Origin of the sequence: Actinomadura madurae (assembly GCF_047130825.1) — a bacterium.
GTDB classification, from domain to species: domain Bacteria; phylum Actinomycetota; class Actinomycetes; order Streptosporangiales; family Streptosporangiaceae; genus Spirillospora; species Spirillospora madurae.
The window spans coordinates 6057232-6080450 of record NZ_CP083237.1; the positions used below are offsets into that span (position 1 = coordinate 6057232).

A 23219-nucleotide genomic window follows, 5' to 3' on the forward strand; every position below is an offset into this window, starting at 1 on the left:
CGCCGCCGGTCTTCAAACTGGGTTGAGGACGGCGAAGACGACCTTGCCGACGTTGCCCGCCAGCGGCCGGACACCCCAGCACCGGCAGAACTGATCCACGATGAACAGCCCCCGCCCTGCCTCGCTGATCGTGTCGGACTCCTGCATGTGCGGCAGGTCGCAGGTGGCGTCCTGGACCTCCATCCACAGCGCACCGTCCTCGGTCCGCCCCAGCCGGAACCGCACATCCTCATCGGACGCCGACGCATACCGCAGGGCATTGGTGACCAGCTCACTCGCCACCAGGCACGGGACGAAGTCGTCCATGCCCCACCGCCCGATCACCAGCCGCACGAACCGCCGCACCTCCGCGACGACCTTGAGGTCCTGCTTCACCACCATCTCGTCCTCACACCCCGCCGCCTCGCCCACGATCTCTCCTCACCGTGTGTGTCCTTCAATACACAGTGAGCCACCATCGCGGCTACGATGTGCCTACCGCTGTGAGGTGGCAGACACCGGTAATCCCCCCGCTGAGCTCGACAGATTTCACCGAAAGGCAGATGCCATGCCCCCGCGACGCCAACGCCCCCGGGAATCGCCCGCCCTCGTCGCCTTCGGACGTCAGATGCGCCGGATGAGGGAAGCCAAGGACGTCAAGCAGGAGACCATCGCTCATCTCACGAAGGTGAGCGGCCCCCAGGTCAGCCGCATCGAGAACGGGAAGAAGCGAGCCACGCGCTCATTCGTGATCGCCGTAGACGACTACCTGGAAGCGGGCGGCTCGCTCATCAGCCTGTGGGAGGACCTCAACAAGGACGGTCACCCCGTACCAATCTGGTTCGACTGGCCAAAGATCGAGGCCGACGCGATCGACCTGACCTGCTATCAACTAAGCGTCATTGCAGGTCTTGCGCAGTCACCGTCTTACGCGGCCACGATTCTCAAGGGTGAAGATGAGGCCGTTGCAGCCCGACTTGAACGTCAACAGATTCTACTGAAAGAGGGCGCCCCCTCAGTAACTTTCCTAGTCGATGAGCAGGTTTTATATCGGCCGGTCGGCACTCCAGAGACGACGAGAGAGCAACTCCATCACCTGCTGTCACTCGGCGAGTTACTTAACGTGACCGTCCAGGTGGTGCTCAGCGGCGGGGAGCACGACGGAAACGGCAGTAGCTTCATCGTCGCTACGATGGCCGACATGAGCCAGGTAGCCTACGTGGAGACGGCTATTCGCGGACTCACAACTGACGACCCCGCCGACCTGGCTGCAATCTCACGTGTTCTGGTCGACCTCCGGAACCGAACACTTCCTGGAGACATGTCGCGGGACCTGATCAAGAAGGTGGCCCAAGAGCGATGGACTTCAACAACCTCACCTGGAGAAAGTCGACGCGAAGCCTAAGTAATGGCGGCGAGTGCGTCGAGTTGGCTGGGATGGCTGGCGCGGTGGTGGCGGTGCGAGACAGCAAGGACCCGCACGGCCCCGTCCTCCTGCTAACCCGCGCGGCTCTTCGCACCGCCATCCAGTCTGCCACCACACACTGACCGCCCGCCACCGACCACCCCGCCGTCCCCCACCCGCCCAAGCAGGAAGGCGGCAAAAGAGCAATGGACCAGAACAGGGCCACCTGGCGCAAGGCGAGCCGCAGCGGCGAGAACGGCGGCAACTGCGTCGAGCTAGCAGGGCTCACCTGGCGCAAAAGCACACACAGCGGCTCGAATGCCGCCGAGTGCGTCGAGTTGGCGGACGCGGCCGGGGTCGTGGTGGCGGTGCGGGACAGCAAGGACCCGGACGGCCCCATCCTCCTACTAACCCGCGCGGCCCTGCGGACGGCCGTGCAGTCCGCCGCCCGGACGCACTGAGCCCGCCCCCTCGCCGTGGCGACGAGGAAGGCCGCCAAGGGCCGCGTGCTGGTCTCCTCGCCACCGCGGCGCCGCGCGGGCGGACGACGAAACCACGCCCCACACGCACGCGGCCGTGGTCGCCGTCCCGTCCAGCACCGCCATGGCTGCGTACGGCGCCATCGCCCCCGGCCGTGGCGCCCTACGCGTTGGCTCATCACAGCATCCGCAGGTCACGCGCAGCCCCAGCGTTTTGGTCAGCTCAGTGCCGGGGAAGCGCTCATGCCGTGGCTGACGAGCAGCCCGTCCAGGTAGCCGAGCGCCAGGCCAGCGTCGGCGGCGAGCCGCCGCCGACGCTGATCGACGTGTCGCGTGCCCAACCGATCGACCTCATCGCCGGCGCCCAGCGCGGGTCCCGCGCGGCCGGGTGGGCCTCCTGGTTGTACGGGTTGGTCGCGAGTTCGAGATCGGCTTCTCCCCTCGTCCGAGGGCTTGACCCGACCCTGGGGCCGTGACGGTGATCGGCGGCGGGCGGAAGAAGTCCTCAAAGTTTTTCCGCGGCGGTGTCGGATCGGGGTGGTCGTGTTCGTGGAGGTAGTGAAGCCGCCCAACGGGGGCGGCGCAGAAACAGGGAGTTGCGCCATGAGCACCACCTTCACTGTCGACTTCTTCTGCAGCCTGGACGGCTACGGCATGGCCCACGGTTGGCCCGGATACTGGGGGAAGGAGGGTCCCGAGATCCGCGAGGACCGGGTGCGCACCTTCGCGCAGGAGCAGGTGCTCGTCTTCGGCGCGACGACGTTCCGAGAGTTCCGCGAGTTCGTCGTCGAGTACGACGAGCCTTACTACGACAGCCTGAACGAGTTGCCGAAGATCGTGTTCTCCAGCACGCTCGAAGAGCCGCTCGGGTGGCAGAACTCGACGGTTCTCAACGAGGACGCGGTGACGGCGATCGAGCGCCTCAAGCGCACCACGGACGTCCCGATGCGTTCGCACGGCAGCATCTCGCTGAACCGCGCCCTGCTCGCCGCCGGCCTCGTCGACCGGCTCGAAGTCATCATGTTCCCCGCCATCTCCGGCCGCGCCGGCGGATCGGCGCTCTTCCACGACGGAGCTGAGTTCGACCTGGAGCTCATCGAGTCGACCGTGCTCGACGGTCGGACGCACAAGCTCGTGTACACCCCGCACCTTCACGGCGAGATCCCCGAGGGTGTCGGGCCGCGACGCCGAGACGTGGGCTAGGTCCCAGGGCTTGCGCTCGACCTGACTAGAGACCACAGGAGACGATCCTCAGATGCAGTACCTGCTTTCCGTGATCCACGACCAGGCCGGCCTCGCCACCCCGGACGAGGACGCGGCGATCGATGTGTTCAATGACCGGCTCCAGGCCGAGGGCCACTGGGTTTTCGCCGGCGGTCTCGCCTCGCCCGACACGGCCACCGTCATCGACAACCGGGGCGGGAAGGCGATGGTCACCGACGGGCCGTTCTTGGAGACGAAGGAGTACCTCGCCGGCTTCTGGGTCGTCGAGGCGCCCGACCTGGACGCGGCGCTCAAGCTGGCCGCCGAGGGGTCGAAAGCCTGCAACCGAAAGGTCGAGGTCCGGCCGTTCCGGGACGCGTAAGCGCGGCCGCCGCCCGCGCGGCGCTGCCCGCGAGACGGTTCAGGGGTCAGCGCTCGCGTACGGCCTTCAGTTCGATGTCGATCTCGAACGGCACGCTGACGGTGATCCGGTCATGGTGGACGCCGGTTCCGACGTATCCGCCGGTCGCGTCGTCCAGCTCGTAGGTGTAGATCGCGAATGCCGGCGCGGTCTGGTCGGTTTCGACCCGCCAGAAGTGCCGGATTCGAGCCTCCGCGTACGGAGCCGGCTGTACACGACGAGGCCGGGAGAGATGTCTACCGGCTCCGCCTCGTCGTCCAAGAGGACGTCCACGCCGGTGTCGACCTGCCAAGCGGCGGGGGCCGCGTCCTCGATGCGATTCGCCAGCCGGCGAGCGGTGCGCTGGTGGAGTGGGCGAGGACGTGGGTTCACGACGAGTTCTCCGTAGACGAGGCTGACGCGCTGGGGAGCTTCGGCAGGTCACCAGTCTGTCCGAGACCAGGCGTCACCGGATGGCACCCGTGAGATCCGCGGGACGGCAGGGGCCCGTGTGCAGGTTAATTGGAAAGAGTCTTGACAGTAGTGGAACGATCCGGGACCTTGTACTACAGCTCCCCTGATACGCGCGTTTCAGACAACGGCAACCGAACCCTCCCCCCGCCAGGAGTTCCCGTTGGTCACCCGCAGATCATTCCTCGCTGCGGCCGGAACGGCCGCTCTCGCCATCCCGTTCGGGCGCGACCTGCTCGGCAGGCCCGCGTTCGCGGCGCCGTCGACGTGCGCGCTCACGCTCGCCAATCACGGTTCCGCGCCCGTGAGGGCCTACATCACCGGCCGTGAGCAGGGCACCGACCGGCTCATGCTGCTCCGCGCCGACAGTACGCCGTACTATCCCCCGTCGCCCTCGGCGCCGCAGACCCCGCTGGGCGCGGACTGCTCGATCCCGATCGGCGCCGGCGGCGCGGCGAACCTCACCCTCGGGCAGATGTACGGCGCCCGCATCTACTTCGTGAAGAACGACGCGCTCGACTTCTTCGTCAATCCCGGCCCGGCGCTGGTCGAACCGGCGTTCGGGACCCCGGCCGACCCGAACTACCAGAAGACCTGGTCGTTCTGCGAGTTCACCTTCAACCCCCAGCAGATCTTCGCGAACATCTCCTACGTCGACCTGCTCACCGCGCTGCCGATCGGGCTCGACCTGGTCGGCGACTCCCGGCACACGGTCGAGGCCGCGCCCGCCGGGGCGGTGCAGGCGGTCGCCGACGGTCTCGTCGCGCAGAAGAACGCGGACGGGCAGCCCTGGGACCAGCTCGTCATCCGCAACGGCGGCGGCGTGCTGCGGGTCGTCTCACCGCAGGGCCACATGGCGTCCAATCCCGGTGCCTTCTCCACGTACTGGGACGGCTACGTCAACCAGGTGTGGGACAAGTACGCCGGAACCGACCTCAAGGTGGATCTCCAGGGCGGGCGCGGCGTCTACACCGGGCGCGTCAGCGGCGGTGTGCTCAGGTTCAACGACGGGAGCACGTTCGCGCGGCCCTCGTCCAAGGACATCTTCACCTGCAACGACGGGCCGTTCGCCAACAACCCGAGCGACTCCGACATCAAGAAGGGCCTGCTCGCCCGCATCGCCGCCGCGTTCAACCGCAGCACGATCCTGAGCAGCGCCGACCAGCCGAACGGCACGCCGCAGTCCGACTACTACAAGGACCCGACCACGAACCACTGGGCACGGATCCTGCACGCCAACACCCCGATCGGGTACGCGTTCCCGTACGACGACGTGTGTCCCGACGGGGCGCCGGACGTCTCCGGCGCCGCCGCCGACGGCAACCCGCAACGCCTGACCGTCAACGTCGGCTGAGACCTCGCCGCGTCCGTCCGCGCGCGTCGGCTCAGGCCGATGCGCGCGGGCGGGCGCCGGGTGGGGTGAAGGCGCAGGGCAGGCGCTTGTAGCCGTTGATGAAGCCGGACATCAGCCGGTCGGGCTCCCCGGCGGTGATGTCGGGCAGGCGGGTGAACAGCTCGCGGAACATCACGGTGATCTCACGCCGGGCCAGGTTGGCGCCCAGGCAGAAGTGCGGGCCCGGACCGCCGAACCCGACGTGCGGGTTCGGCGAGCGCAGGATGTCGAAGCGCTCGGGGTCGGTGAAGACCGCCTCGTCCCGGTTCGCGGACCAGTAGAACAGCGTCACCCGCTCGCCCTTGCGGTAGGTGTGGCCGTTCATCTCGTAGTCGCGGGTCAGGTTGCGGCGCATGAAGATGACCGGGCTGCTGTACCGGACGATCTCCTCGACCGCCCCGGCGATGCGTCCGTCGAAGTCGGCCAGCAGCAGGTCGCGCTGGTCGGGATGTTCGGTGAACAGCTTCAGGCCATGCGCGATCGCGTTGCGCGTGGTCTCGTTCCCCGCCACCACCAGCAGCAGGAAGAACGCGGCGAACTCGCGCGGGCTCAGCCGCTCGCCGTCGACGTTGGCGTTCACCAGGGCCGAGGTCAGGTCGCCGGTGGGCGCGGCGCGGCGCTCCCGTCCGAGCTGGAAGGCCAGCCGGTGCAGCCGCCACCCCGCCGACGCCACGGTGCCCAGCATGCGGAGCGTCGCGAGCCGGCCGAGCTTCGGGCCGTCGCCGCCGTACTCCACGGTGGCGCCCACGTACTCGGGGTCGCTGTAGCCGACGATGATGTTGGTCAGCTCCACCACCCGCCGGTGCTGCCGGACGGGGATGCCGAGCATGTCGCAGATGACCTCGACCGGCAGCCGCGCCGCGGCCTGGGACACGAAGTCGCCGCCGCCGGACTCGATGAGCCCGTCCACGATCCGGGTGGCCCGCCGCGCGATGTCGTCCTCGGCCTTGGCGAGCATCTTCGGGCTGAACGCCCGGGACACGATCCGGCGGATCTTCGCGTGCCGCGGATCGTCCATGTCGATCATCGAGTTGAAGTACTTGTCCATCCAGCGCGGCATGTCGGCCGGGCTGGTGGCGCTGGGCTCGCTGCTGAACACCTCCGGATGGCGGCTGGCCTCGGCCACCTCGGCATGGTGGGTCAGCGCCCAGGACCCCGGGCTCTGCGGAAGGAACGGCAGCTTGGGCAGGGTGAAGAACACCGGTCCCGGCTGGGCGCGGAGCACCGCGAACGCCTCCGCCCGCTCCGGCAGGGGACGGGCCCAGAACCGCAGATCGCTCAGATCGATGTCCGCCGGCTGTGGCGGGTTCTCCGTGGCCACGCGCCTCACGCTCCCCTCGTCGCGACCGCGAATTCTGGTGAAGCGTTGCACCAGAATATCTGGTGATCAGCGTCCCCAGATCTGCGGACGAAGTCAAGGGATGCGGCACAATCGGGCTGTGACCTCCGAGCCCCCGCGCACACGTCCCTACCGCGGCGTGCCCGCCGACCAGCGCCGGGCCCGCCGCCGCGCCGCGCTGATGGAGGCCGGGCTGGAACTGCTCGGCACCCGGGGATGGGCCGCCACGACCGTCCGGCAGGTGTGCGCCGAGGCCGGGCTCAACGACCGGTACTTCTACGAGAACTTCCCGGACCGGGACGCCCTGCTCCTGGCGATCATCGACGACCAGGTCGCCCAGGGCACCGACGTGATCCTGTCCGCCGCCCGGCAGGCCCCCCGCCGGCCGCAGCCCCGCACCCGCGCCGTGGTGACCGCGATCCTCGACTTCCTGACCGGGGACCCGCGCCGCGCCCACATCCTCACCCACGCGTTCCCCGCCTCGCCCCTGCTCCAGCGGCGCCGCGTCGAGATCATCCGGACCATGACCGCGATCTTCGCCGCCCAGACCCACGAGACCCTGGACCAGGTCCTCCTGCCGGACGTCGACGTGGAACTGACCGGCCTGACCCTCACGGCCGGCCTGTGGGAGCTGTTCACCACCTGGTTCCGCGGCGACCTCGGCATCGACCGCGACCACCTGGTCGACTACACGGTCGCCCTGGTCCTGAGCACCACCGAGCTGGCCACCCCGCTCCACCAACGCCTCCACTAGGCCGGCGAGCGTGCGGGGCGGCACGTCACGCCGCGGCTTCCCGGACCCCGGTGATCGCGGCGGACGTGCTCAGGGTGATACGGCGCCCAGGGTTCGCGCGACGGAGCGGCGGGCCGCCATGCGTGCGGGTACGGCGGTGAGCGCCGCCGTGGCCAGGACCGCCGCGACCGCGGCGGCGAGGAGCCACCACGTGGGCGGCTTGGGCACGTCCCCACGGCTGAAGGACAGGACCAGGGCGATCCCGAGCGGGACACCGGCGAAGGCGCCGGACAGGGCCGGCAGGAGCTGTGCCGCCGACAGTCCGGCCGCGGTCTGCCCGGGTGTGGCGCCGAACGCACGGGCGATGGCCATGGTGGGACGGGCTTCCATGGCCAGGGTCCAGGTCACCGTGATGGTGTTCACGAGGGCGAGCGCGATCACCGCGATGGTGACGCCCAGCAGCAGGTGGCGGTCCTGAGCGGTCCGCGCGTGGGTCGCCATGGCCGAGCCCGGATAGCCCCGGTCCGGCTGGACGTAGACCATCAGCAGTGCGGTGACCGCGAGCAGCGTCGTCGCGATGGTGCACGCGTACAGGACGGCGCGGCCGGGCCGGCGGGCGATCAGGCGCAGCCCGAGCAGGAGCGAGGTCGGCAGCGGCGCCGACACCCTGTTCAGCCAAGCCCGGCGCCTGGGCCGGCGGGCGGTGTCCGCCAGAGCGGAAACGGTGCCGGTGCGCAATGCCCGCAGCGTCGGGCCCACGGTGGTGAGGACCGCCGCGAAGACGGCGGCGACGGTCGTGAACGCGATCGTGTCGCCGCTCGGGCCGATGGCGGTGCTGACCAGGCTCGCGGAGGGGTTGACGACGGTGGGTGCGGCCAGCCCGGCGATCGCCAGGCCCAGCGCGTCCGCGAGCAGCGCCAGGATCAGGTATTCGGCGAGCAGGACGGCGCCGATGAGGCCGGGTGTGGCGCCGACCGCCTTGAGCAGCCCGACCCTGCGGGTCTGGCCGGCGGCGCGTCCCGCCGCCAGTGTCGCCACGCCGCCGACGGCCAGGAAGCTGAGCAGCCAGCTGCCGATGACCAGGATCGGCTGGCTGTTCCGGAGCATGACGAAATCCTGCTCGGCGATGTGCTGCCAGGTCTTCATGTTCACCCAGGTGTTCTCGAACGCTGGAGCCACAGCGGGGTCATGCCTGTTCAGCGCCCGGGCCTCGTCGGGGTCCCGCAGCTTCAGGTTGATGAAGGAGGTCACCGGGACGTCGGGCGACTCCAGTGCCCGGGTGTCCCGCTCGGCCAGCCAGACCAGGCCGCCGCCGTCGCTCGGCCCGCCGCCCGGCCCGATCCCCAGTGCCCACGGGTAGACCGAGCGGGCCGCGGTCACGGCGACCCCGACGACGGGAAGCGAGCGGCCGGCGACGGTGACGTGGTCACCCACCCCGGCGCCCATGGCGGCGGCGAAGCCGCGTTCGAGGACGGCGCCTCCCGGACGCACCCAGCTGCCCGAGGTCACCAGCGGGCGGTCGACCGGGCCCGGCGTCATATCGGCGACCTGCACCACCGCGGCCCCCGTGGAGCCGTTCGCCGTGAGGCTCGTGTAGTACTGGCGGTACGGCCCGCTGTGCGCGACCACCCCTGACGCGTGCTCCAAAGCCTTCAGGGCATTGATCGTTTTCAGGTCGGCGCCCGGGGACAGCGCGACCACGTCCGGCCCCGCCGTGACCTCCCGGGTCTGCCAGTAGAGCTTCTCGGTCCCCCCGCGCAACGACAGGCCGAGGGCCAGCGCGGCGGTGGCCGCGGTGACCGCGACGACGAGCACCGCGGCCTGGGCGGGATGCCGGCGGACATCGGCCAGCACGAGGCGGAACACGAGCAGGACGCGGCCCACGGGGTCAGTCCCCCATCTCGATCAGGTCGCCGAGCCGCCCGGCACTCCCCGCCGCCAGCCGGGTGTCGTCGACGAACGCCCCGTCGCGCATCGAGACCAGCCGGTCCGCGGTGGCCGCGATCCGCGCGTCATGGGTGACGATCACGACGGTCTGCCCGGCGGCGCGCAGGCCCTCGAAGAGCCTCAGCACGTCGGCCGTCGCCGCGCTGTCCAGGTTCCCGGTCGGCTCGTCGGCCAGCAGGACCGGCGGCTCGTTGGCCAGGGCACGGGCGATGGCCACCCGCTGCCGCTGTCCCCCCGACAGCTCCCGGGGCAGATGCCGGGCGCGCTCGGCGAGCCCCACCCGCTCCAGCAGGAAGGCCGCGCGGCGCCTGGCCGCACGCGCCGAACGTCCGGCGAGCAGCGCGGGCAACTCCACGTTCTCCGCCGCCGACAGCTCCTCCACCAGGTGGAACGACTGGAAGACGAACCCCACCGACCGGCGCCGCAGCCGGGCCAGTTGCCGCTCGCTCACGGTGTCGATCCGCCGCCCGGCCAGCCACACCTCCCCGCGGGTCGGCCGCTCCAGGCCGCCCAGCATGTGCAGCAGGGTGGACTTGCCGCAGCCGCTCGGCCCCATCACCGCCAGCATCTGCCCCACAGGTACGTCCAGGTCGACGTCGTCGACCGCCCGGACCAGGGCCTGCCCCTGGCCGTGCTCCTTGCACAGGCCACGGACCTGCAGCACGTCATCGTTCATTCGTCATCAGCCTTTGCCCAGACGCGTTCGCAGGTTTCCAGCCAGCGCAGGTCCGCCTGCAGTCGCAGCGCGACGCCTTCCAGCAGCAGCCCGGCGGTCGAGCCGTCCGGCTCGGCCAGCGTCGCGCGCTGCACGTCACGCAGACGTCGCAGCAGCTCGCGGCGCTGCGCGTCCACCAGCTCGACCGGATCGGCGAGCCGGGCCGCGGCCGCCGCGGCGAGCTTGAGATGGAACTCCGCCAGGTTCGGTTTCGGCCAGTTCACCTCGGTCAGCCAGGCCGCCACCCGCTGCTGCCCGGACGGCGTCAGCGCGTACACCTTGCGGTCCGGCCGGTCCGGCAGCCCGTCCGCCCGCTCGGAGACGACCAGGCCCGCCTTCTCCAGCCGGTTCAGGGTCACGTAGACCTGGCCAGCGTTCATCGACTCCCCGAGTGGCCCGAGAGCCTCCCGCAAGCGCGCGCGCAGCCGGTACCCGTGCGACGGCTCCTTCGCGAGCATCGCCAGCACCGCGTCCTGCATCCGATCATCTCCCTAACGGCTAGCCAAATAGATAGCCGTTAGCTATTGGCTCCGTCAAGCGGATCTCCGGCATCCCGTCGAGAGCACGCCGGGATCGACCGGCGGCGCGGGATGCGGCGTCGCAGGCACGCACCAACGCCCCCGGAAACCAGCGGGGGGCCGGTGTCAGGAGACGGCGGCGGCGAGGTACTCGGCCTGGCGGGCGCGTTCGCGCTTGGTGATCGTGATCGGGAGGTTCAGGAAGCCGTGGGTCGCGTCCGCCACGACCTCCAGCTCGGCGACGTTCCCGGCCGCCCGCCAGCGGGCCGCCATGAAGAGCGAGTCGTCCAGGAGCGGATCCTCGGTGCCGGCCACGAAACGCGCGGGCGGCATGCCGCGCAGGTCGGCGTAGAGCGGGGAGACCGCCGGGTCGCGTCGCTCCTCGGCCGAACGTCCGGGCAGGAGCTGGTCCCTGAACCAGGCCAGCACATCGGTCGGGACGAGCAGCTTGTCGGTGCCGAGACGCTGGCTCGGCGTCATCGACAGGTCGTACGCGCCGTAGGTGAGCTGCGCGGCGCGGAACGCCCGCGCCCGGTCGCCCAGGCGCACCAGCGTGAGCGCGGCGAGGTGCGCGCCGGCGGACTCTCCGGCGATCGCCAGCCGGTCCGTGCCGAACTCCGCGGACGCCGCCGTGATCAGCCAGCGGGCCACGTCCTCGACGTCGTCGGCGGCGGCGGGATGCGGATCCTCGGGCGCGCGCCGGTAGCCGACGCTCACGACGGCCAGCTTCGCGGCCTGGGCCAGCTCCCACAGGCGAGTGTCCTGACCGTCTGCGCTGCCGAACGTCCAGCCGCCGCCGTGCACATGCAGCAGGACTCCCCGGACGCCGGCGGGACGCAGGACCCGGACGGGCACGTCACCGGCTCGACCCGGAACCGTCCGGTCGAGGCCCTCGGGAAGCCTCACCGGCACCGAGTGCAGCCCCTCGCCCTGCTCCCGGCGGCGCCGCGACTCGGCCACGCCGATGTCGTACGGCTTGGGCTCGGCGGCGAGAGCCGCGGCCAGCTTGACGTTGAACGCCCGTGTCTCCTCGACGACGTCACTTCCGGTCGTGACCACAGAGTCCGTCATGTCCCCGATTCTCCCGCACCTCCCGGCCGTCGCCGCCGACCGCGAAAGCGAGACGACAGCGTGCCTGCATGCAGAACGGTTCCGTAGACAACGGCGAGCATTACGCTGGTACGAGAATGGCGCGGGATCCAGGCGTGCAGCCAATCCTGTGTTGCGATCGAGGCCACCGCGGATCCCCAAAGCACCAGCATCCCGATTGCGGGCCCCACCAGGCTCTCAGTGATGGACTCACTCATTTCTCAGCCGGAGTCACTCCCCCGTGTCGGCGTTCGGGTGGACGCCAATTCAAAAGCGGGACGAGGTCGCCCCTCAGTCTCCGTGCTGTCGCGACGCGTCCGGGAAGTCATCCGGCGACCCTCGTTCGCGAGTGCGTCGGAAGACGCATATGCGGATGATCACCGCGGGTACCCTTATTGCAGACAGACGGTGGTGTTCGACAGACGTGAGGCAGGGCGGATGGCGGGCGCGGGACTCGGGTCGCTCAAGGCCGCCGACCCGGCGAGAATCGGGCCCTACCGGCTGCTGGCACGGCTCGGGGCCGGGGGGATGGGGCAGGTCTACCTGGGCCGCTCCCCCGGACGGCGGCTCGTCGCGGTCAAGGTCGTGCACCCGCACTTCGCCGACGACACGGTGTTCCGGCGCCGGTTCACCAAGGAGGTCGCGGCGGCGAGAAGGATCGGCGGCTTCTACACCGCCCAGGTGATCGACGCCGACCCCGACGCCGACCCGCCCTGGCTGGCGACCGAGTACATCGCCGGGCCGTCGTTGCAGGCCGCCATCGACACCAACGGCGCGCTGCCCGAGGTGTCGGTGGCGGCCCTGGGCGCCGGGCTCGCCGAGGGGCTGCTGGCCGTGCACGACCAGAACGTCATCCACCGCGACCTCAAACCCGGCAACGTCCTGCTCGCCCAGGACGGGCCGCGGATCATCGACTTCGGCATCGCGCGGGCGACGGACGCCACGTCCCAGAGCATCACCATGGTCGGCACGCCCGGCTACATGTCGCCCGAGCAGTACCTGGGCGGGGACGTCGGGACCGCCAGCGACGTGTTCTGCCTGGCGGCCGTGCTGGTCTTCGCGGCGACCGGCCACCACCCGTTCGGGGAGGGGCCGCCCGACGCCCTCGGGTACCGCGTCCGGCACGAGGAACCGGATCTGACGGGCGTTCCGGAGTCGTTACGGCCTCTCGTCGCGGCCGGGTTGGCGAAGGACCCCGACGACCGCCCGCCGGCCCAGGAGTTCCTGGAGCGGTGCTCGGCGCTGTCGGCGGACGAGGGCATGACCCTGCCCGAGAAGTTCAGCCGGATGATCGCCACGCGCGTCGCCGAGACCGAGGTCTTCGCCAAGGACACGGGCGGCGGACGGAAGCGGCGCCCTGAGCAGGCTTCGCCGCCGCCGCCGCCGTCCGGCGACCGGGTCCAGCGGCCCAAGTCCGGTGACCGGCCCCAGCCGCCCAAGTCCGGTGACCGGACCCAGCGGTCTCCGCAGCCCTCGCAGCGGCCTGCCCAGCAGAGCACCCGGCCCAAGCCGAACGCCGCGGTCGTCGCCGGGGTCGTGGGAGTCCTGCTGGTCGCCCTGATTCTCGCCATGGCCAACAACGACTCCAACGGCTCTTCCAGTAACGCCGGCTCCACGTCGACGCCGTCCGCGACGCCCCGAACGAGCGGTGGGCCGAGCAGCACGCCGTCCAGCAGCCCGACGCCCGATCCGACCTTCAAGGCCTTCGAGGCCATCAGGCGAGGTGACTGCCTCGACGCGCACAAGGACCCCTACGACTCCGACGGGTGGAGCGAGGAGGAGCCGAACGTGGTCCCCTGCGGCGCCCCCAACGCCTACGTGAAAGTGTTCGGCATCCAGGACTCGGCCTCCGACTGCGGCTACGAGCCGCTGGACGGGGAGTCCTACTGGAAATCCCCCGTGCACGACGGGGAGGCGATCTACCTGTGCGTGCGCCGGGAATTCCACATGGGGGAGTGCTTCCTGGGCTCGAAGAAGAGCGGCCAGCCGGGGAGGATCTTCATCAACGGGCACGGTCTGATGACCGCGTGGGGATGCAGCAGGGACACCGTTCCGAGGAAGTTCGACTACGTCCTCAAGTACACCGGCTACTACGCGACCAGATGCCCGGAAGGCTCGCACAAATGGAGCGACTTCCGGGAGGGCGTCCTCTGCGCCCGAGTTGCCTGAAAGAGCGATTTGACCGGCTTTGAGGAGGTCGTGGCCGTAGGCTGTCCGCCGTGACGTCTGGGCGGATGGTGATCGACGGCCGTTTCGAGCTGCGGGACCGGCTCGGCAGCGGCGGGATGGGCACGGTCTGGCGCGCGTTCGACCTCGCCCTGGAGCGCGAGGTCGCGCTGAAGGAGGTGCGGCTCTCCGACACCGAGACGGCGGACCTCGATCCGGACGTCGCGCGGATGCTGCGCGAGCGGGTGATGCGCGAGGCCCGCGCCCTCGCCCGGCTCGATCACCCGAACGTCGTGACCATCCACCACATCGTGGACTCGCCCGACATGCCGCATCCGTGGCTGGTCATGGAGCTCGTCCGCGGGCGGTCCCTCCAGGAGCGGCTGGCGGAGGGGCCGCTCTCGCCGCCCGAGGGCGCGGCCGTCGGGCGCGGGATCCTCGCGGCGCTGCGCGCGGCCCACGAGGCCGGGATCTGCCACCGCGACGTCAAGCCCGCGAACGTCCTGCTGCGGACGGACGGCACGCCGGTCCTGACCGACTTCGGCATCGCCGTCCTCCAGGAGGCGTCCCGCGTCACCGTCACCGGCGGGCTGGTCGGCTCCCCCGAGTACATCGCGCCGGAGCGGCTGCACGGCCAGGAGGGCGAGCCCGCCTCGGACCTGTGGTCGCTCGGCCTCCTGCTCTACACGGCCGTGGAAGGCCGGAACCCGCTGCGCCGCCCCAGCACCGCGGCGACGCTGGCCGCCGTGATGACGGCTCAGATCCCGCCGTCCCACCGCGCGGGTCCCCTGGCGCCCGTGCTGCAGGCGCTGCTGGTGCGGGAGCCGGCCGCCCGCCCCTCCCCGTCCCAGCTCGACCAGATGCTCGCCCAGGTGGCCGGTGCGAGCCCGACCGGCATCGTGTCGCCGCCTCCCCCGATCGCCCCCATGCCGGGCCCCGGGACGAACCCGGTCCCGCCGACCGGTCCCGTCCCGCCGACCGGTCCCGTCCCGCCGACCGGTCCCGTGCGGCCGCCGCGGCGCCGCGGGCTGACCGGGGTCGCGATCGGCGCCATCGCGGCCGGCATGGTCGCCGCGGTCGTCGGGTCGGTCGTCATCGTCCTCCCCAAGGTGCTGGACGCCTTCGCCACGGCGGAGGACAGCGCCGGCCGCCTGCAGACGCCGGAGGACGACCCCGGAACCTTCGACACCGAAGGCGGCGGCGAGTCCGGGGAGGTCAAGAGCCTGCTCGCCCCCGCCGCCGTCCGCACTGTGATCAAGGAGTTCGAGGCGGCGTCCGGCAGCCGGGAGTTCGCCGAACTCACGGTGCACGAGGACCGCGCCTCCGCCGACGCCCCCGTGTCCGGACGGCGCGGCGCGTTCGACAACTACACCTACGAGAAGGGCGCGGAGGCGGCCGTCCGGAGCCGTCCCAGCATCGCCATCACGACCGGCGACGCCAAGGTGAACATGCGCACCTTCAACTGGGAGGCCCTGCCCGCGCTGATGCGCCGCGCCGAACGCACCCTCAAGGTGCCGAAGCCGACCAGCCGGTACGTCATCGCCAAGGCCGCCTGGACCTTCAACGGCGACCGGCCGACCATGATGGTCTACCTCAGCGACGACTACGGCGGCGGCTACCTCGCCGCGAACCTCAAGGGCAAGGTCGTCAAGACCGTTCCCGCCGACTCGTGACGGGCGGCCGGGCCCGGGTCTCACCGTCCGACAAGGCTGATAGATCCCTGTGTATGAGCGTTGACGAGTTCCTGAGCATCGTGCTCGGCCTGCCCGAGGTCACCCGAAACGACGGGCATCCCGAGTTGACCGGCTTCCGGGTGCGGGACAAGGGGTTCTGCTACCTCCGAGACGCCGACGAGGTCGTCATGCTCAAGGCCACCCGTGAGGAGCAGGCCGCCCTCATCGCCGAAGACCCGGAGACGTTCTCCGCGTCGTGGGCCACCGGCGGCCGTTTCGCGTGGGTCGAGTTCCGCCTGGCGAACGCCGACCCCGCCGAAGTGAGCGAGCTGGTCACGGAGGCCTGGCGCCTCTCGGCCCCCAAACGCCTCGCCGACACGATCCGCCCGGCGGAACCCGGCTGATCGCCCGCCACCTAAGCGACGCTTGGTTGACGACCGAGCAGGCAGCCGGGCCGCGGGCTCCGGAGCGGGGGTACGGGCCGGCCCGCGCGCCGGGACGCCACGGCCGGGCGGCCGCCGCTATGCCGAGGGTCCGCCCGGCTCCAGCATGGGCACCAGGAACCGCCGGGCCACCTCGGCGACCTGCTCGTCGTCGTCGAGGTCGACGAGCTCGCTCGGGATCGCCAGGAAGGAGGCGGAGACGCGGACCATCATCTCGGCCACGAAGTCGACGTCCAGGTCGTCCGGGACGGTCCCGGCGCGCTGCTCGCGGCGGAGCTGGCCCGCGACGAACCGGCGCACCGTCGCGAGCGTCCGCCCCTCGTCGTTGATCATGGTGGGCAGGACGGTGTCCGGCTCGGTGGCCATCAGCCCGCCGATCAGCGGGTTCCTCCGGATGGCGCGCATCGAGCTGACGAAGCCCAGTACCACCCGGTCCGCCGCGGTCTCGGCCTGCTCGATCTCGACGAGGAACCGGTCGAAGTACCTGCGGAACTCCCGGCGGATCACCTGCTCGACGAGCGCGTCCTTGGTGGCGAACCGCCGGTAGACCGTGATCCGCGAGACCCCCGCCCGGCGGGCCACGTCCTCCATGGTGGACCGCTGGATCCCCAGCCGGGAGAACTGGTCGTAGGCGGCGTCGAGGACGCGCGACCGGGCCTCGTCCAGGTCCGCCACCTGTTCGACGGCGTCGACGTAGGCGCGTTCGAGCAGCGACTCCGGGTTCGAGGACGGCACAGGTTCCACGATCTCCTCCTGACGCGACCGATTCTGTCCCAATCGCGAATGTTCGTCACGTTAGGTCTTGTGATGGCCGACACGGTGTGCTGTGATGAAGAGCATCTGATACATGGATGCAGGATGTGTTTCATCGTATCAGAACCGCTCTCGGCCCCGAGGAGGAGCGAAAGCATGGAGAAACCCAGCAGGCGGAACGTGCTGATGGCGGGCGGAACGCTGGGCGCGCTCGGCGCGCTGAGCGTCGCGACGCCCGCGAACGCGAGCTCACTGTGGACGTGGTCGCCGAAGGGGTCGGTCGCGGGCGCGGGGAAGGGCGCCGACCCGAAGTGGGTCTGGGACGAGGAGGCCGACCCGCTCGTCGCCTCACTCCTCGACCGGGGCGCCGTCCCCGAGGTCAACAAGCTGCTGCGGACCTGGACCAAGAACGGCCAGGCCCTGCCCGAGGGCCTGCCGGCCGACCTGCGCGCGTTCATGGAGAAGGCCCGGCAACTCCCGTCCTGGGCCGACCAGGGCAAGCTGGCGAAGGCGTTCGAGTTCAACCAGAAGCGCGGCCTCTACCTCGGCGTCACCTACGGCTTCGCCAGCGGGATGATGAGCACCGCCATCCCCAAGGAGGCGCGCGCCGTCTACTACTCCCAGGGCGGCGCGGACATGAAGGACCGCATCACCAAGACCGCCAAGCTCGGCTACGACGTCGGGACGGAGAACGCCTTCGACCCCGACGGCGAGATGATCGTCACCTGCGTCAAGACCCGGCTGGTGCACGCGGCCGTGCGGCACCTGCTGCCGAAGTCCCCGTACTGGAGCAAGGTCGCCGACGAGGAGATCCCGATCAGCCAGGCCGACATGATGGTCACCTGGCACAGCCTGCCCACGACCGTCATGCAGAACCTGGTCAAGTGGAAGGTGCCGATCCCCGCCGCCGAGTCCGCGGCCTTCCTGCACTCGTGGCAGGTGACCGCGCACATGCTCGGCATCCTGGACGAGTACATCCCCGCCTCGTGGGACGAGGCCGACTCCCAGGCCGAGCAGGTCCTGGACCCGATCCTCGCCCCCACCCCCGAGGGCATCAAGCTGGCCGACATCCTGCTCAACCTCGGCTCCGTCATCGACGGCGGCCTGCTCACCAAGCCGATCCTCGGCGCCCTCACCCGCTTCATGCTCGGCGACGAGATCGCCGGCTGGCTGAAGATCCCCAGGGAGCCGCTCTGGGACAACCTCCTGAAGACCCTCTGGCCGCCGTTCATCGCCGTCCGCGAAGGCCTGCTCGACCTCACCGACGCGCCGAAGGCCCTGCGCGACCTCTACTGGACGTTCGACGAGATCCTCCGCCAGGCGGCCCTGATCTTCCTCTCCGAGGGCGACTTCCCGATCAGCATCGAGATCCCCCAGACCAACAACCCGCACTACTGACCGTCCCGCCATCGGGCTCGGAACCCCTCGAATTCCGGGCCCGGTGCGCCCCCGGTCTCACTCGATGGCGGGGCTGCGCCGTTCGAGCAGGACGACGTCCCGCCACCGGCCGTTCAGGCGGCCGATGCGCCGCCGGGTTCCGACGGTTCGGAACCCGGCCCTGGCGTGCATCCGGAGGCTCGCGGCGTTCTCCGGGAAGATGCCGGCCTGGACCGTCCAGATGCCGCCGGCCTCGGTGGCGGCGATGAAGGCGTCCAGCAGCGCGGCGCCGAGGCCCAGCCCGCGGGCGTCCGGGCTGATGTAGACGCTGTGCTCCACCACACCGGCGTAGCAGCGGCGGGCGGACACACGGCCGGCGGCGATCCAGCCGAGCACGTCACCCTCCGCGCCGGTCGCGACATACCGGTACCGGTCGAGCTTGGCGGCATCGAACTCCTCCCAGGTGGGAGCGGTCGTCTCGAAGCTCGCCTCACCGGTGTCCAGGCCGAGCTGGTAGATCTCCAAGACTCGATCCGCGTCCTCGGCCCGCATCTCCCGGATGCCGATGCCGCGGCGCCGGTGATCCGGCCCGGCGTTCCGGTCGAGCGGCCACTTCTTCTCCCCAGTCATCGCTCATCGACGATAGACGGGCGGCGCGCGGCACCGGTTGCCGGCCCGTTCGGGGGACGGACGGTCCTGTCCCTGAGCACACGCACGGTGGGCTCGGGCGAGACAGGAGTCACCCGCGTGACGAGCAACCTGGTGACGGCGAGCGGCCGCTCTCGTGAGTACACGGTGATAGGCGGGGTCGGGGCCGCGATAGCGCTCCTCTACGTCATGACCATGTCGACCTGGCCGTCGAGCGGCACGAACCCCGAGAACCCGCCCCTGTGGGCGAGCGGCGCGGGGTGGGGCGCGGGGACTCTGGCAGTGGCGGCCGCAGTCGGTCCGCTCGTGATGATGGCGGTCAGGGACGTGCGTGGCGTCCGGCACGACGGCATGCCGACACCGGTTCGGGCCCAGAGTCTCAGCGTCGCACTGGGCACGGCGGCGTGGTTCGTCGGCGGTCTGTTCTCGCTTCTCCGGTTCGTCCATGCCCAGGCCGACGTCTGCGTCGGAGGTGGTGCCTGGTCGTTCGGCTGCCAGAACCGGTCGGGTGTGCTCCTCAGCGTGCTCGGCCTGGGGTTCACCGCGTCGGCGACCCTGGTGCTGGTGACCCTGACCATCCCGGACGACCGGTCGCCGGTCTCCAGATGGCTGTCACCGGTCCTCATCCTCGGCCTGTACCTGCTGGCGCTCAGGATGTGGATGCCTCATGTGGGTCTCGGAGTCCCGTCTCGTTACCAGCCGGTGCCGTGACCGGACAGGCGCACCTGGAGACCCGGTCGCCCCCTGCTCCCGCGGACTCCCCGTCGCGCGGACGGACGAAGTGCACGGACGCCCCGTTCACTCCCCCGGTCACCGCCTGGGCCGTCATCGCGGGGATGTCGCACACGTCGCCGATCGGGAAGAGCGACCTGGTCTCGTTGATCACGGCGTGGTCGCCCGCGCGCAGCACCACGCGCAGGTCCGGCACCAGCGCGAGGGCCGCGATGGCCGCTTCGACGTTGTCCAGGTCGTCGGCGCCCATGGCGGCGAAAGCGCGGGCCCGGTGCAGGCTGAGCCGCTGGAGGACGTCCCGGTCCTCGGCGTGCGCGATCAGGACGGGGATCCCGGCCGCCCTGGCGAGCCGCAGGTTGGCGGCCCGCGGGTCGCGTTCGACCGCGAGCACCGGGATGCGCAGGTGCCGCAGTGCCATGCACAGCCGAAGGCTGACCTGCCCCAGCCCCACCACGACCACATGGTCACGGGTGGGAAGCGTACGCGGGCCGACGATGTCGACGCTGCGGCCGGACAGGAACCGGTTCACGATCCCCGCGGTGAACAGGGCACTGAAACCGATGGTCAGCAGCATCCCGGTGCCCGACAGGACGAGGAACCAGCCGGGCGCCGGATGCTCCCCGGAGCCGACCGTCGCGACCACACGGGTAGCGGTGTAGAACGCCGCGGCGGCCGGCTGGTGCAGGACGAGGACGGCCAGCGCCCATTCCAGGAGCAGCGTGACGGCCAGTCCCGCCAGGCCGGTGAGCAGGATCCTGCTGGTCAGGTCATGGGGACGGAGCTGGCGGGTGAAGCCGCGCATGATCCTGCGGGGCAGGCGGTCGGGACGCCAGACGTCGGCGGCGACCCCGTCGGCGGTCTCGACGAACACGGTGGCGGGCGAACTGCGGACGTCGACGGCGAGGACCGGCGGGCCGAGGCAGGCCCCGACGATCGCGGGCACCGCGATGTCGGCCGGGGAGGTCACCTGGCAGTTGGGGACGGCCCTCAGCAGCTGGTCGGCGACGGTCCGGTCGAAGAGCATGACCACGAGGCGGATGCCGGGGCGCAGATGCTCGGCCAGCAGCGCGTACCGCAGCGCGACGACGTCGCCGCGGACGAGGACCGCGACCGCGTCCACGTCACCTAGCGCGCCGCGCAGGTCGTCCTCGTTGGGCCGGAGCAGATGGGTGACGTCGTTGCCGTGCCGGGTGAGGGACGTGCATGCGAGCCGGGCTATCTCGATGTCGCCGATCACCAGGACGCGTCGCGTTGCGCTCATGCCGCCTACCGTGCGCGTTCGGGCGGGCTCGGCAGCACGTCCGCCTCTCGACGTCCGCCGGCACGCGTCCCGGACACGTGCCGGACACGTGCCGGCGGCCCGGCGCCGGCCTCGCTCAGTCGCCGGCCGTCCGGGTGACGGCGTGCGTGATGACCAGCTGGTCGGCCCGGTCGCCGGCCAGCTCCCGGATCTCGTCCTCCAGGTGGCGCGCGCACCGCTCCGCGCCGGCCTTGGCGAGATGCCAGTGTCTACACGACCGCATGTATTTCTTCTGCTCGCCTCGGACGACGGTGACGGCGGTGGCGGAGGCGGTGTACACGACCCTCACCCCTCGCTCGTCGCGGGGGCGCGGCCGGTGGTGCCGCAGTACTGGTCGCTGCAGGAGCCGGTGGTCCCGCCGGTCAGCCGGTGTGCGCGCAGAAGCCCATCGCACCCGAAGCGACCGCACCGGTTGTAGGTGGCACCGCAGGAGGGGCACTCGAGTTGCGCTCGTCCCGAACTGGCATTCCTGACAACCCCGCTGCACCGGTTCAAGCACTTCATCTCGGTCCTCTCCAGGGAGACTCAACTGTGTCGGGCCGAAGACGACCGTCAGGACCGGATGCCCGTCGGCCACTGCCGAACCGGCCACAAAATGGTCACCGGCCGCCCCGAGGCACTCCCGCACGACGAAGGCGGAACCAGCAGGCCGGAGGGGGCTTGCGCTTCCGGAAGCCCGCCGGACTGTCTACTCCAGCGTCGCAGGAGGTGAGCCATGCCCGAAAAGCCGCCGACGCACCTGGCCAGGTCGATCACTCGGCGTCCCCACGCCCAACGATCCCGGCCGCCCTGCGGGAGCGCTCGCCGCCCTCGCACCGGGCGGCGGCCCGGCCCTGCCCACGGCGATCCCATCGGCGGAGGACGTGACGACCTCGTCGCCTCGAACATCACCTGATCAGGTGTTCGGGGCCATTCGACGCGAGGGCTTCATCTGCCGACCGCGTCCGCCGTTGCGGCAAAAGGAGAAACGGGCGATCCACTGCCGGAGGGCAGGGATATGCGTCAGCCATGGCCCGCGATTCATCGGTGCAGCGAAACAACCGTCCGACAGCAGGAACTCAGGACGATTTTCGGTGAGTTCCCCGGAAACCGGGCGTCATCCAGGAGGTCAGCGTGCGGAGGAACCCCATGGTGTGGTGGTTGCTCACCATGATCTTCGGGAGCGGCACCATGACATTGGTGGTGGTCACCGCGGTGGGCCTGTCGGTCATGTCGCAGCAGATGGGACCACTGGGGCAGTTCGCGATGCAGGCATGTGCTCCGAGCGGCTCGACGGGGAGCACGGGAGTGGTACAGGCGAGCGCGAAGAAGAACTCCATTCCTGAGAACTATTTTGAATACTATAAACGGATCGGCGAAGAAGAGAACATCCCATGGCAAGTGCTGGCCGCCATCGGCAAGATTGAGACCGATCACGGCAGGACCACGCTGAAGGGCATGCGTCGCGGCGAGGAGAACTACGCGGGGGCGGGCGGCCCCATGCAATTCCTCCAGACCTCGTGGGCGGGAGCCGCCGGCGGGAGCGGGTACGGGGACGATGGCAACGGGGATGGAAAGGAAGACCGTTACGATCCGCAGGACGCGATTCTCGGTGCCGCCAACCACCTTCGGGGCAGTATCGGCAAGGCGAACCCCAAGGACGGCCCTCCGCGAGGACCACTCAGCGAGAACGACATAAGAAACGCCGTCCATCGCTACAATCCCGGAAATTACACCCCGCAGAGCAATCCGTACGTGAGAGACGTGCTGGCGGTACGGGACAAGTACCTCAAGGGCGACTACAGCCTGGGAGCGCCCAACTATGTGAACATGCCGCGCTGTGCCGCCGGATCGGGCCTGGCGGCCGGATCGTTCGGCCAGCAGATCGCCTATGCCGCCGCGAGGTGGACGATGGAGGACAGCAGCGCGCCGACGCCACCCCAGCGCGTGGGCGGAAAGACTCCCTACTCGTGGGGCGGTGGCACTGAGAACGGCCCCTGGGACCCAGGGAAGGGCAGAGGCGCGGGCTTCAAGGGGTTCGACTGTTCGAGCCTCGCGATGTACGCGGTCTACCAAGCGTCCAAAAAGAAGATCAAAATCGCCCGGACGACGCAGGCGCAGTGGAGCCAGGGCATCGGCAAGAAGATTCCCCGTAGCGGTCCGTTCGCCCCTGGCGATCTACTCTACTTCGGCGGCCCCCCGCCCACGCACGTGGCGATCTACTACGGCCAGGAAAACGGCACGCACTGGATGGTCGAGGCCAAGAAGACCGGCACCTTCGTCATGTTCTCCAAATTCACCCCCGGCAGCAATTTTCTGGGGGCCCTTCGTTTCAGCGGGCAGAAGTCTTCCGGAACCATCCGCGCGATGGCTCCGGCCGGGGCCGGCGCGGACACGGGTGCGGCGTGACCGGGCGACGGGCCACGGCGTTCCGCTCCGCCGGCTGCGTCATCGTGGCCGCGGCCCTCGCCGCCGGC

General features: G+C 70.3%; 24 protein-coding genes. 13 read left to right on the forward strand and 11 right to left on the reverse strand.

The window, feature by feature from the left end:
- Window positions 1-12 precede the first annotated feature (12 nt).
- Window positions 13-411: an ATP-binding protein gene (locus K8Z49_RS27545; protein WP_412515580.1), complete on the reverse strand. Its 399-nt coding sequence runs from the start codon at window positions 409-411 to the stop codon at window positions 13-15.
- A gap of 136 nt (window positions 412-547) precedes the next feature.
- Here K8Z49_RS27545 and K8Z49_RS27550 point away from each other — a divergent pair, with 136 nt between their 5' ends.
- From K8Z49_RS27550 to K8Z49_RS27560, 3 genes are all read left to right on the forward strand, one after another.
- A complete protein-coding gene (locus tag K8Z49_RS27550) occupies window positions 548-1384 on the forward strand; it encodes a helix-turn-helix domain-containing protein (RefSeq protein WP_276330298.1) in 837 nt (278 codons plus the stop codon).
- Window positions 1339-1527, forward strand: coding sequence for a DUF397 domain-containing protein (locus K8Z49_RS27555; RefSeq protein ID WP_250358876.1), 189 nt, complete (start codon window positions 1339-1341; stop codon window positions 1525-1527). The genes K8Z49_RS27550 and K8Z49_RS27555 overlap by 46 nt, the downstream gene beginning before the upstream one ends.
- Before the next feature lie 63 nt (window positions 1528-1590).
- Complete coding sequence (locus tag K8Z49_RS27560; protein WP_412515581.1) at window positions 1591-1845, forward strand: DUF397 domain-containing protein; 255 nt, start codon at window positions 1591-1593, stop codon at window positions 1843-1845.
- Window positions 1846-2081: 236 nt separating this feature from the next.
- Here K8Z49_RS27560 and K8Z49_RS27565 read toward each other — a convergent pair whose 3' ends face one another.
- The gene (locus tag K8Z49_RS27565; protein WP_268746438.1) at window positions 2082-2204 is read right to left on the reverse strand and encodes a hypothetical protein; all 123 of its coding nucleotides are present in this window, start codon (window positions 2202-2204) and stop codon (window positions 2082-2084) included.
- A gap of 262 nt (window positions 2205-2466) precedes the next feature.
- Between K8Z49_RS27565 and K8Z49_RS27570 the strand changes: the two genes are divergently transcribed.
- From K8Z49_RS27570 to K8Z49_RS27580, 3 genes are all read left to right on the forward strand, one after another.
- Window positions 2467-3066, forward strand: coding sequence for a dihydrofolate reductase family protein (locus tag K8Z49_RS27570; protein ID WP_021592166.1), 600 nt, complete (start codon window positions 2467-2469; stop codon window positions 3064-3066).
- A gap of 52 nt (window positions 3067-3118) precedes the next feature.
- On the forward strand, window positions 3119-3448 hold the full coding sequence (locus K8Z49_RS27575; protein WP_021592167.1) for a YciI family protein: 330 nt from the start codon (window positions 3119-3121) through the stop codon (window positions 3446-3448).
- Window positions 3449-4100: 652 nt separating this feature from the next.
- A complete protein-coding gene (locus tag K8Z49_RS27580) occupies window positions 4101-5291 on the forward strand; it encodes a glycoside hydrolase family 64 protein (protein WP_021592169.1) in 1191 nt (396 codons plus the stop codon).
- Window positions 5292-5322: 31 nt separating this feature from the next.
- On the opposite strand, the gene K8Z49_RS27585 is transcribed toward K8Z49_RS27580, so the two are convergent.
- On the reverse strand, window positions 5323-6651 hold the full coding sequence (locus K8Z49_RS27585) for a cytochrome P450 (protein WP_021592170.1): 1329 nt from the start codon (window positions 6649-6651) through the stop codon (window positions 5323-5325).
- A gap of 118 nt (window positions 6652-6769) precedes the next feature.
- On the opposite strand from K8Z49_RS27585, the gene K8Z49_RS27590 reads away from it, so the two are divergent.
- Window positions 6770-7423, forward strand: a complete 654-nt coding sequence (locus tag K8Z49_RS27590; RefSeq protein WP_021592171.1) for a TetR/AcrR family transcriptional regulator — start codon at window positions 6770-6772, stop codon at window positions 7421-7423.
- Window positions 7424-7492: 69 nt separating this feature from the next.
- On the opposite strand, the gene K8Z49_RS27595 is transcribed toward K8Z49_RS27590, so the two are convergent.
- The 4 genes from K8Z49_RS27595 to K8Z49_RS27610 all read right to left on the reverse strand — a co-directional run bounded on the left by K8Z49_RS27595 (window position 7493) and on the right by K8Z49_RS27610 (window position 11653).
- A complete protein-coding gene (locus K8Z49_RS27595) occupies window positions 7493-9286 on the reverse strand; it encodes an FtsX-like permease family protein (RefSeq protein ID WP_412515582.1) in 1794 nt (597 codons plus the stop codon).
- A 4-nt stretch (window positions 9287-9290) separates the two neighbouring features.
- Window positions 9291-10025 (reverse strand): ABC transporter ATP-binding protein, encoded by a 735-nt coding sequence (locus K8Z49_RS27600; RefSeq protein WP_021592173.1) that lies wholly within the window; start codon window positions 10023-10025, stop codon window positions 9291-9293.
- The gene (locus K8Z49_RS27605; protein WP_021592174.1) at window positions 10022-10543 is read right to left on the reverse strand and encodes a PadR family transcriptional regulator; all 522 of its coding nucleotides are present in this window, start codon (window positions 10541-10543) and stop codon (window positions 10022-10024) included. Before K8Z49_RS27605 ends, K8Z49_RS27600 begins: the two co-directional genes overlap by 4 nt.
- A 165-nt stretch (window positions 10544-10708) precedes the next feature.
- Window positions 10709-11653: an alpha/beta hydrolase gene (locus K8Z49_RS27610; RefSeq protein WP_412515583.1), complete on the reverse strand. Its 945-nt coding sequence runs from the start codon at window positions 11651-11653 to the stop codon at window positions 10709-10711.
- A 429-nt stretch (window positions 11654-12082) separates the two neighbouring features.
- Here K8Z49_RS27610 and K8Z49_RS27615 point away from each other — a divergent pair, with 429 nt between their 5' ends.
- Genes K8Z49_RS27615 through K8Z49_RS27625 form a run of 3 tightly spaced genes read left to right on the forward strand, consistent with a single transcriptional unit; the run spans window position 12083 to window position 15914 of the window.
- Window positions 12083-13840: a serine/threonine-protein kinase gene (locus tag K8Z49_RS27615; protein WP_412515584.1), complete on the forward strand. Its 1758-nt coding sequence runs from the start codon at window positions 12083-12085 to the stop codon at window positions 13838-13840.
- Window positions 13841-13890: 50 nt separating this feature from the next.
- On the forward strand, window positions 13891-15510 hold the full coding sequence (locus K8Z49_RS27620; protein WP_412515585.1) for a serine/threonine-protein kinase: 1620 nt from the start codon (window positions 13891-13893) through the stop codon (window positions 15508-15510).
- Window positions 15511-15563: 53 nt separating this feature from the next.
- A complete protein-coding gene (locus tag K8Z49_RS27625; RefSeq protein ID WP_075024879.1) occupies window positions 15564-15914 on the forward strand; it encodes an MmcQ/YjbR family DNA-binding protein in 351 nt (116 codons plus the stop codon).
- A 117-nt stretch (window positions 15915-16031) separates the two neighbouring features.
- On the opposite strand, the gene K8Z49_RS27630 is transcribed toward K8Z49_RS27625, so the two are convergent.
- Window positions 16032-16697, reverse strand: a complete 666-nt coding sequence (locus K8Z49_RS27630) for a TetR/AcrR family transcriptional regulator (RefSeq protein ID WP_412515586.1) — start codon at window positions 16695-16697, stop codon at window positions 16032-16034.
- Between the two features lie 165 nt (window positions 16698-16862).
- Between K8Z49_RS27630 and K8Z49_RS27635 the strand changes: the two genes are divergently transcribed.
- Window positions 16863-18104, forward strand: coding sequence for an oxygenase MpaB family protein (locus tag K8Z49_RS27635; protein WP_021592180.1), 1242 nt, complete (start codon window positions 16863-16865; stop codon window positions 18102-18104).
- Window positions 18105-18161: 57 nt separating this feature from the next.
- On the opposite strand, the gene K8Z49_RS27640 is transcribed toward K8Z49_RS27635, so the two are convergent.
- Window positions 18162-18713 (reverse strand): N-acetyltransferase family protein, encoded by a 552-nt coding sequence (locus K8Z49_RS27640; RefSeq protein ID WP_412515587.1) that lies wholly within the window; start codon window positions 18711-18713, stop codon window positions 18162-18164.
- A 117-nt stretch (window positions 18714-18830) separates the two neighbouring features.
- On the opposite strand from K8Z49_RS27640, the gene K8Z49_RS27645 reads away from it, so the two are divergent.
- The gene (locus tag K8Z49_RS27645; protein ID WP_412515588.1) at window positions 18831-19442 is read left to right on the forward strand and encodes a hypothetical protein; all 612 of its coding nucleotides are present in this window, start codon (window positions 18831-18833) and stop codon (window positions 19440-19442) included.
- Here the strand turns inward: K8Z49_RS27645 and K8Z49_RS27650 are convergent.
- Both K8Z49_RS27650 and K8Z49_RS27655 read right to left on the reverse strand, forming a co-directional pair.
- Window positions 19381-20724 carry an NAD-binding protein gene (locus K8Z49_RS27650; RefSeq protein WP_412515589.1) on the reverse strand — a complete coding sequence of 448 codons (1344 nt, stop codon included), beginning with the start codon at window positions 20722-20724 and terminating at the stop codon, window positions 19381-19383. The genes K8Z49_RS27645 and K8Z49_RS27650 overlap by 62 nt on opposite strands.
- Window positions 20725-20839: 115 nt before the next feature.
- Complete coding sequence (locus K8Z49_RS27655) at window positions 20840-20986, reverse strand: hypothetical protein (protein WP_412515590.1); 147 nt, start codon at window positions 20984-20986, stop codon at window positions 20840-20842.
- 926 nt (window positions 20987-21912) lie between these two features.
- Between K8Z49_RS27655 and K8Z49_RS27660 the strand changes: the two genes are divergently transcribed.
- Complete coding sequence (locus tag K8Z49_RS27660) at window positions 21913-23151, forward strand: NlpC/P60 family protein (protein ID WP_412521183.1); 1239 nt, start codon at window positions 21913-21915, stop codon at window positions 23149-23151.
- Window positions 23152-23219: the final 68 nt, after the last annotated feature.

What these genes read in the sequence shown, in the direction of transcription:
- K8Z49_RS27570 (WP_021592166.1), top strand. Translation starts at nt 2,467, where the DNA reads ATGAGCACCACCTTCACTGTCGACTTCTTCTGCAGCCTGGACGGCTAC.
- K8Z49_RS27555 (WP_250358876.1), top strand. Translation starts at nt 1,339, where the DNA reads ATGGACTTCAACAACCTCACCTGGAGAAAGTCGACGCGAAGCCTAAGT.
- K8Z49_RS27550 (WP_276330298.1), top strand. Translation starts at nt 548, where the DNA reads ATGCCCCCGCGACGCCAACGCCCCCGGGAATCGCCCGCCCTCGTCGCC.
- K8Z49_RS27625 (WP_075024879.1), top strand. Translation starts at nt 15,564, where the DNA reads ATGAGCGTTGACGAGTTCCTGAGCATCGTGCTCGGCCTGCCCGAGGTC.
- K8Z49_RS27575 (WP_021592167.1), top strand. Translation starts at nt 3,119, where the DNA reads ATGCAGTACCTGCTTTCCGTGATCCACGACCAGGCCGGCCTCGCCACC.
- K8Z49_RS27560 (WP_412515581.1), top strand. Translation starts at nt 1,591, where the DNA reads ATGGACCAGAACAGGGCCACCTGGCGCAAGGCGAGCCGCAGCGGCGAG.
- K8Z49_RS27600 (WP_021592173.1), bottom strand. Translation starts at nt 10,025, where the DNA reads ATGAACGATGACGTGCTGCAGGTCCGTGGCCTGTGCAAGGAGCACGGC.
- K8Z49_RS27635 (WP_021592180.1), top strand. Translation starts at nt 16,863, where the DNA reads ATGGAGAAACCCAGCAGGCGGAACGTGCTGATGGCGGGCGGAACGCTG.
- K8Z49_RS27605 (WP_021592174.1), bottom strand. Translation starts at nt 10,543, where the DNA reads ATGCAGGACGCGGTGCTGGCGATGCTCGCGAAGGAGCCGTCGCACGGG.
- K8Z49_RS27640 (WP_412515587.1), bottom strand. Translation starts at nt 18,713, where the DNA reads ATGACTGGGGAGAAGAAGTGGCCGCTCGACCGGAACGCCGGGCCGGAT.
- K8Z49_RS27660 (WP_412521183.1), top strand. Translation starts at nt 21,913, where the DNA reads ATGATCTTCGGGAGCGGCACCATGACATTGGTGGTGGTCACCGCGGTG.
- K8Z49_RS27655 (WP_412515590.1), bottom strand. Translation starts at nt 20,986, where the DNA reads ATGCGGTCGTGTAGACACTGGCATCTCGCCAAGGCCGGCGCGGAGCGG.
- K8Z49_RS27650 (WP_412515589.1), bottom strand. Translation starts at nt 20,724, where the DNA reads ATGAGCGCAACGCGACGCGTCCTGGTGATCGGCGACATCGAGATAGCC.
- K8Z49_RS27610 (WP_412515583.1), bottom strand. Translation starts at nt 11,653, where the DNA reads ATGACGGACTCTGTGGTCACGACCGGAAGTGACGTCGTCGAGGAGACA.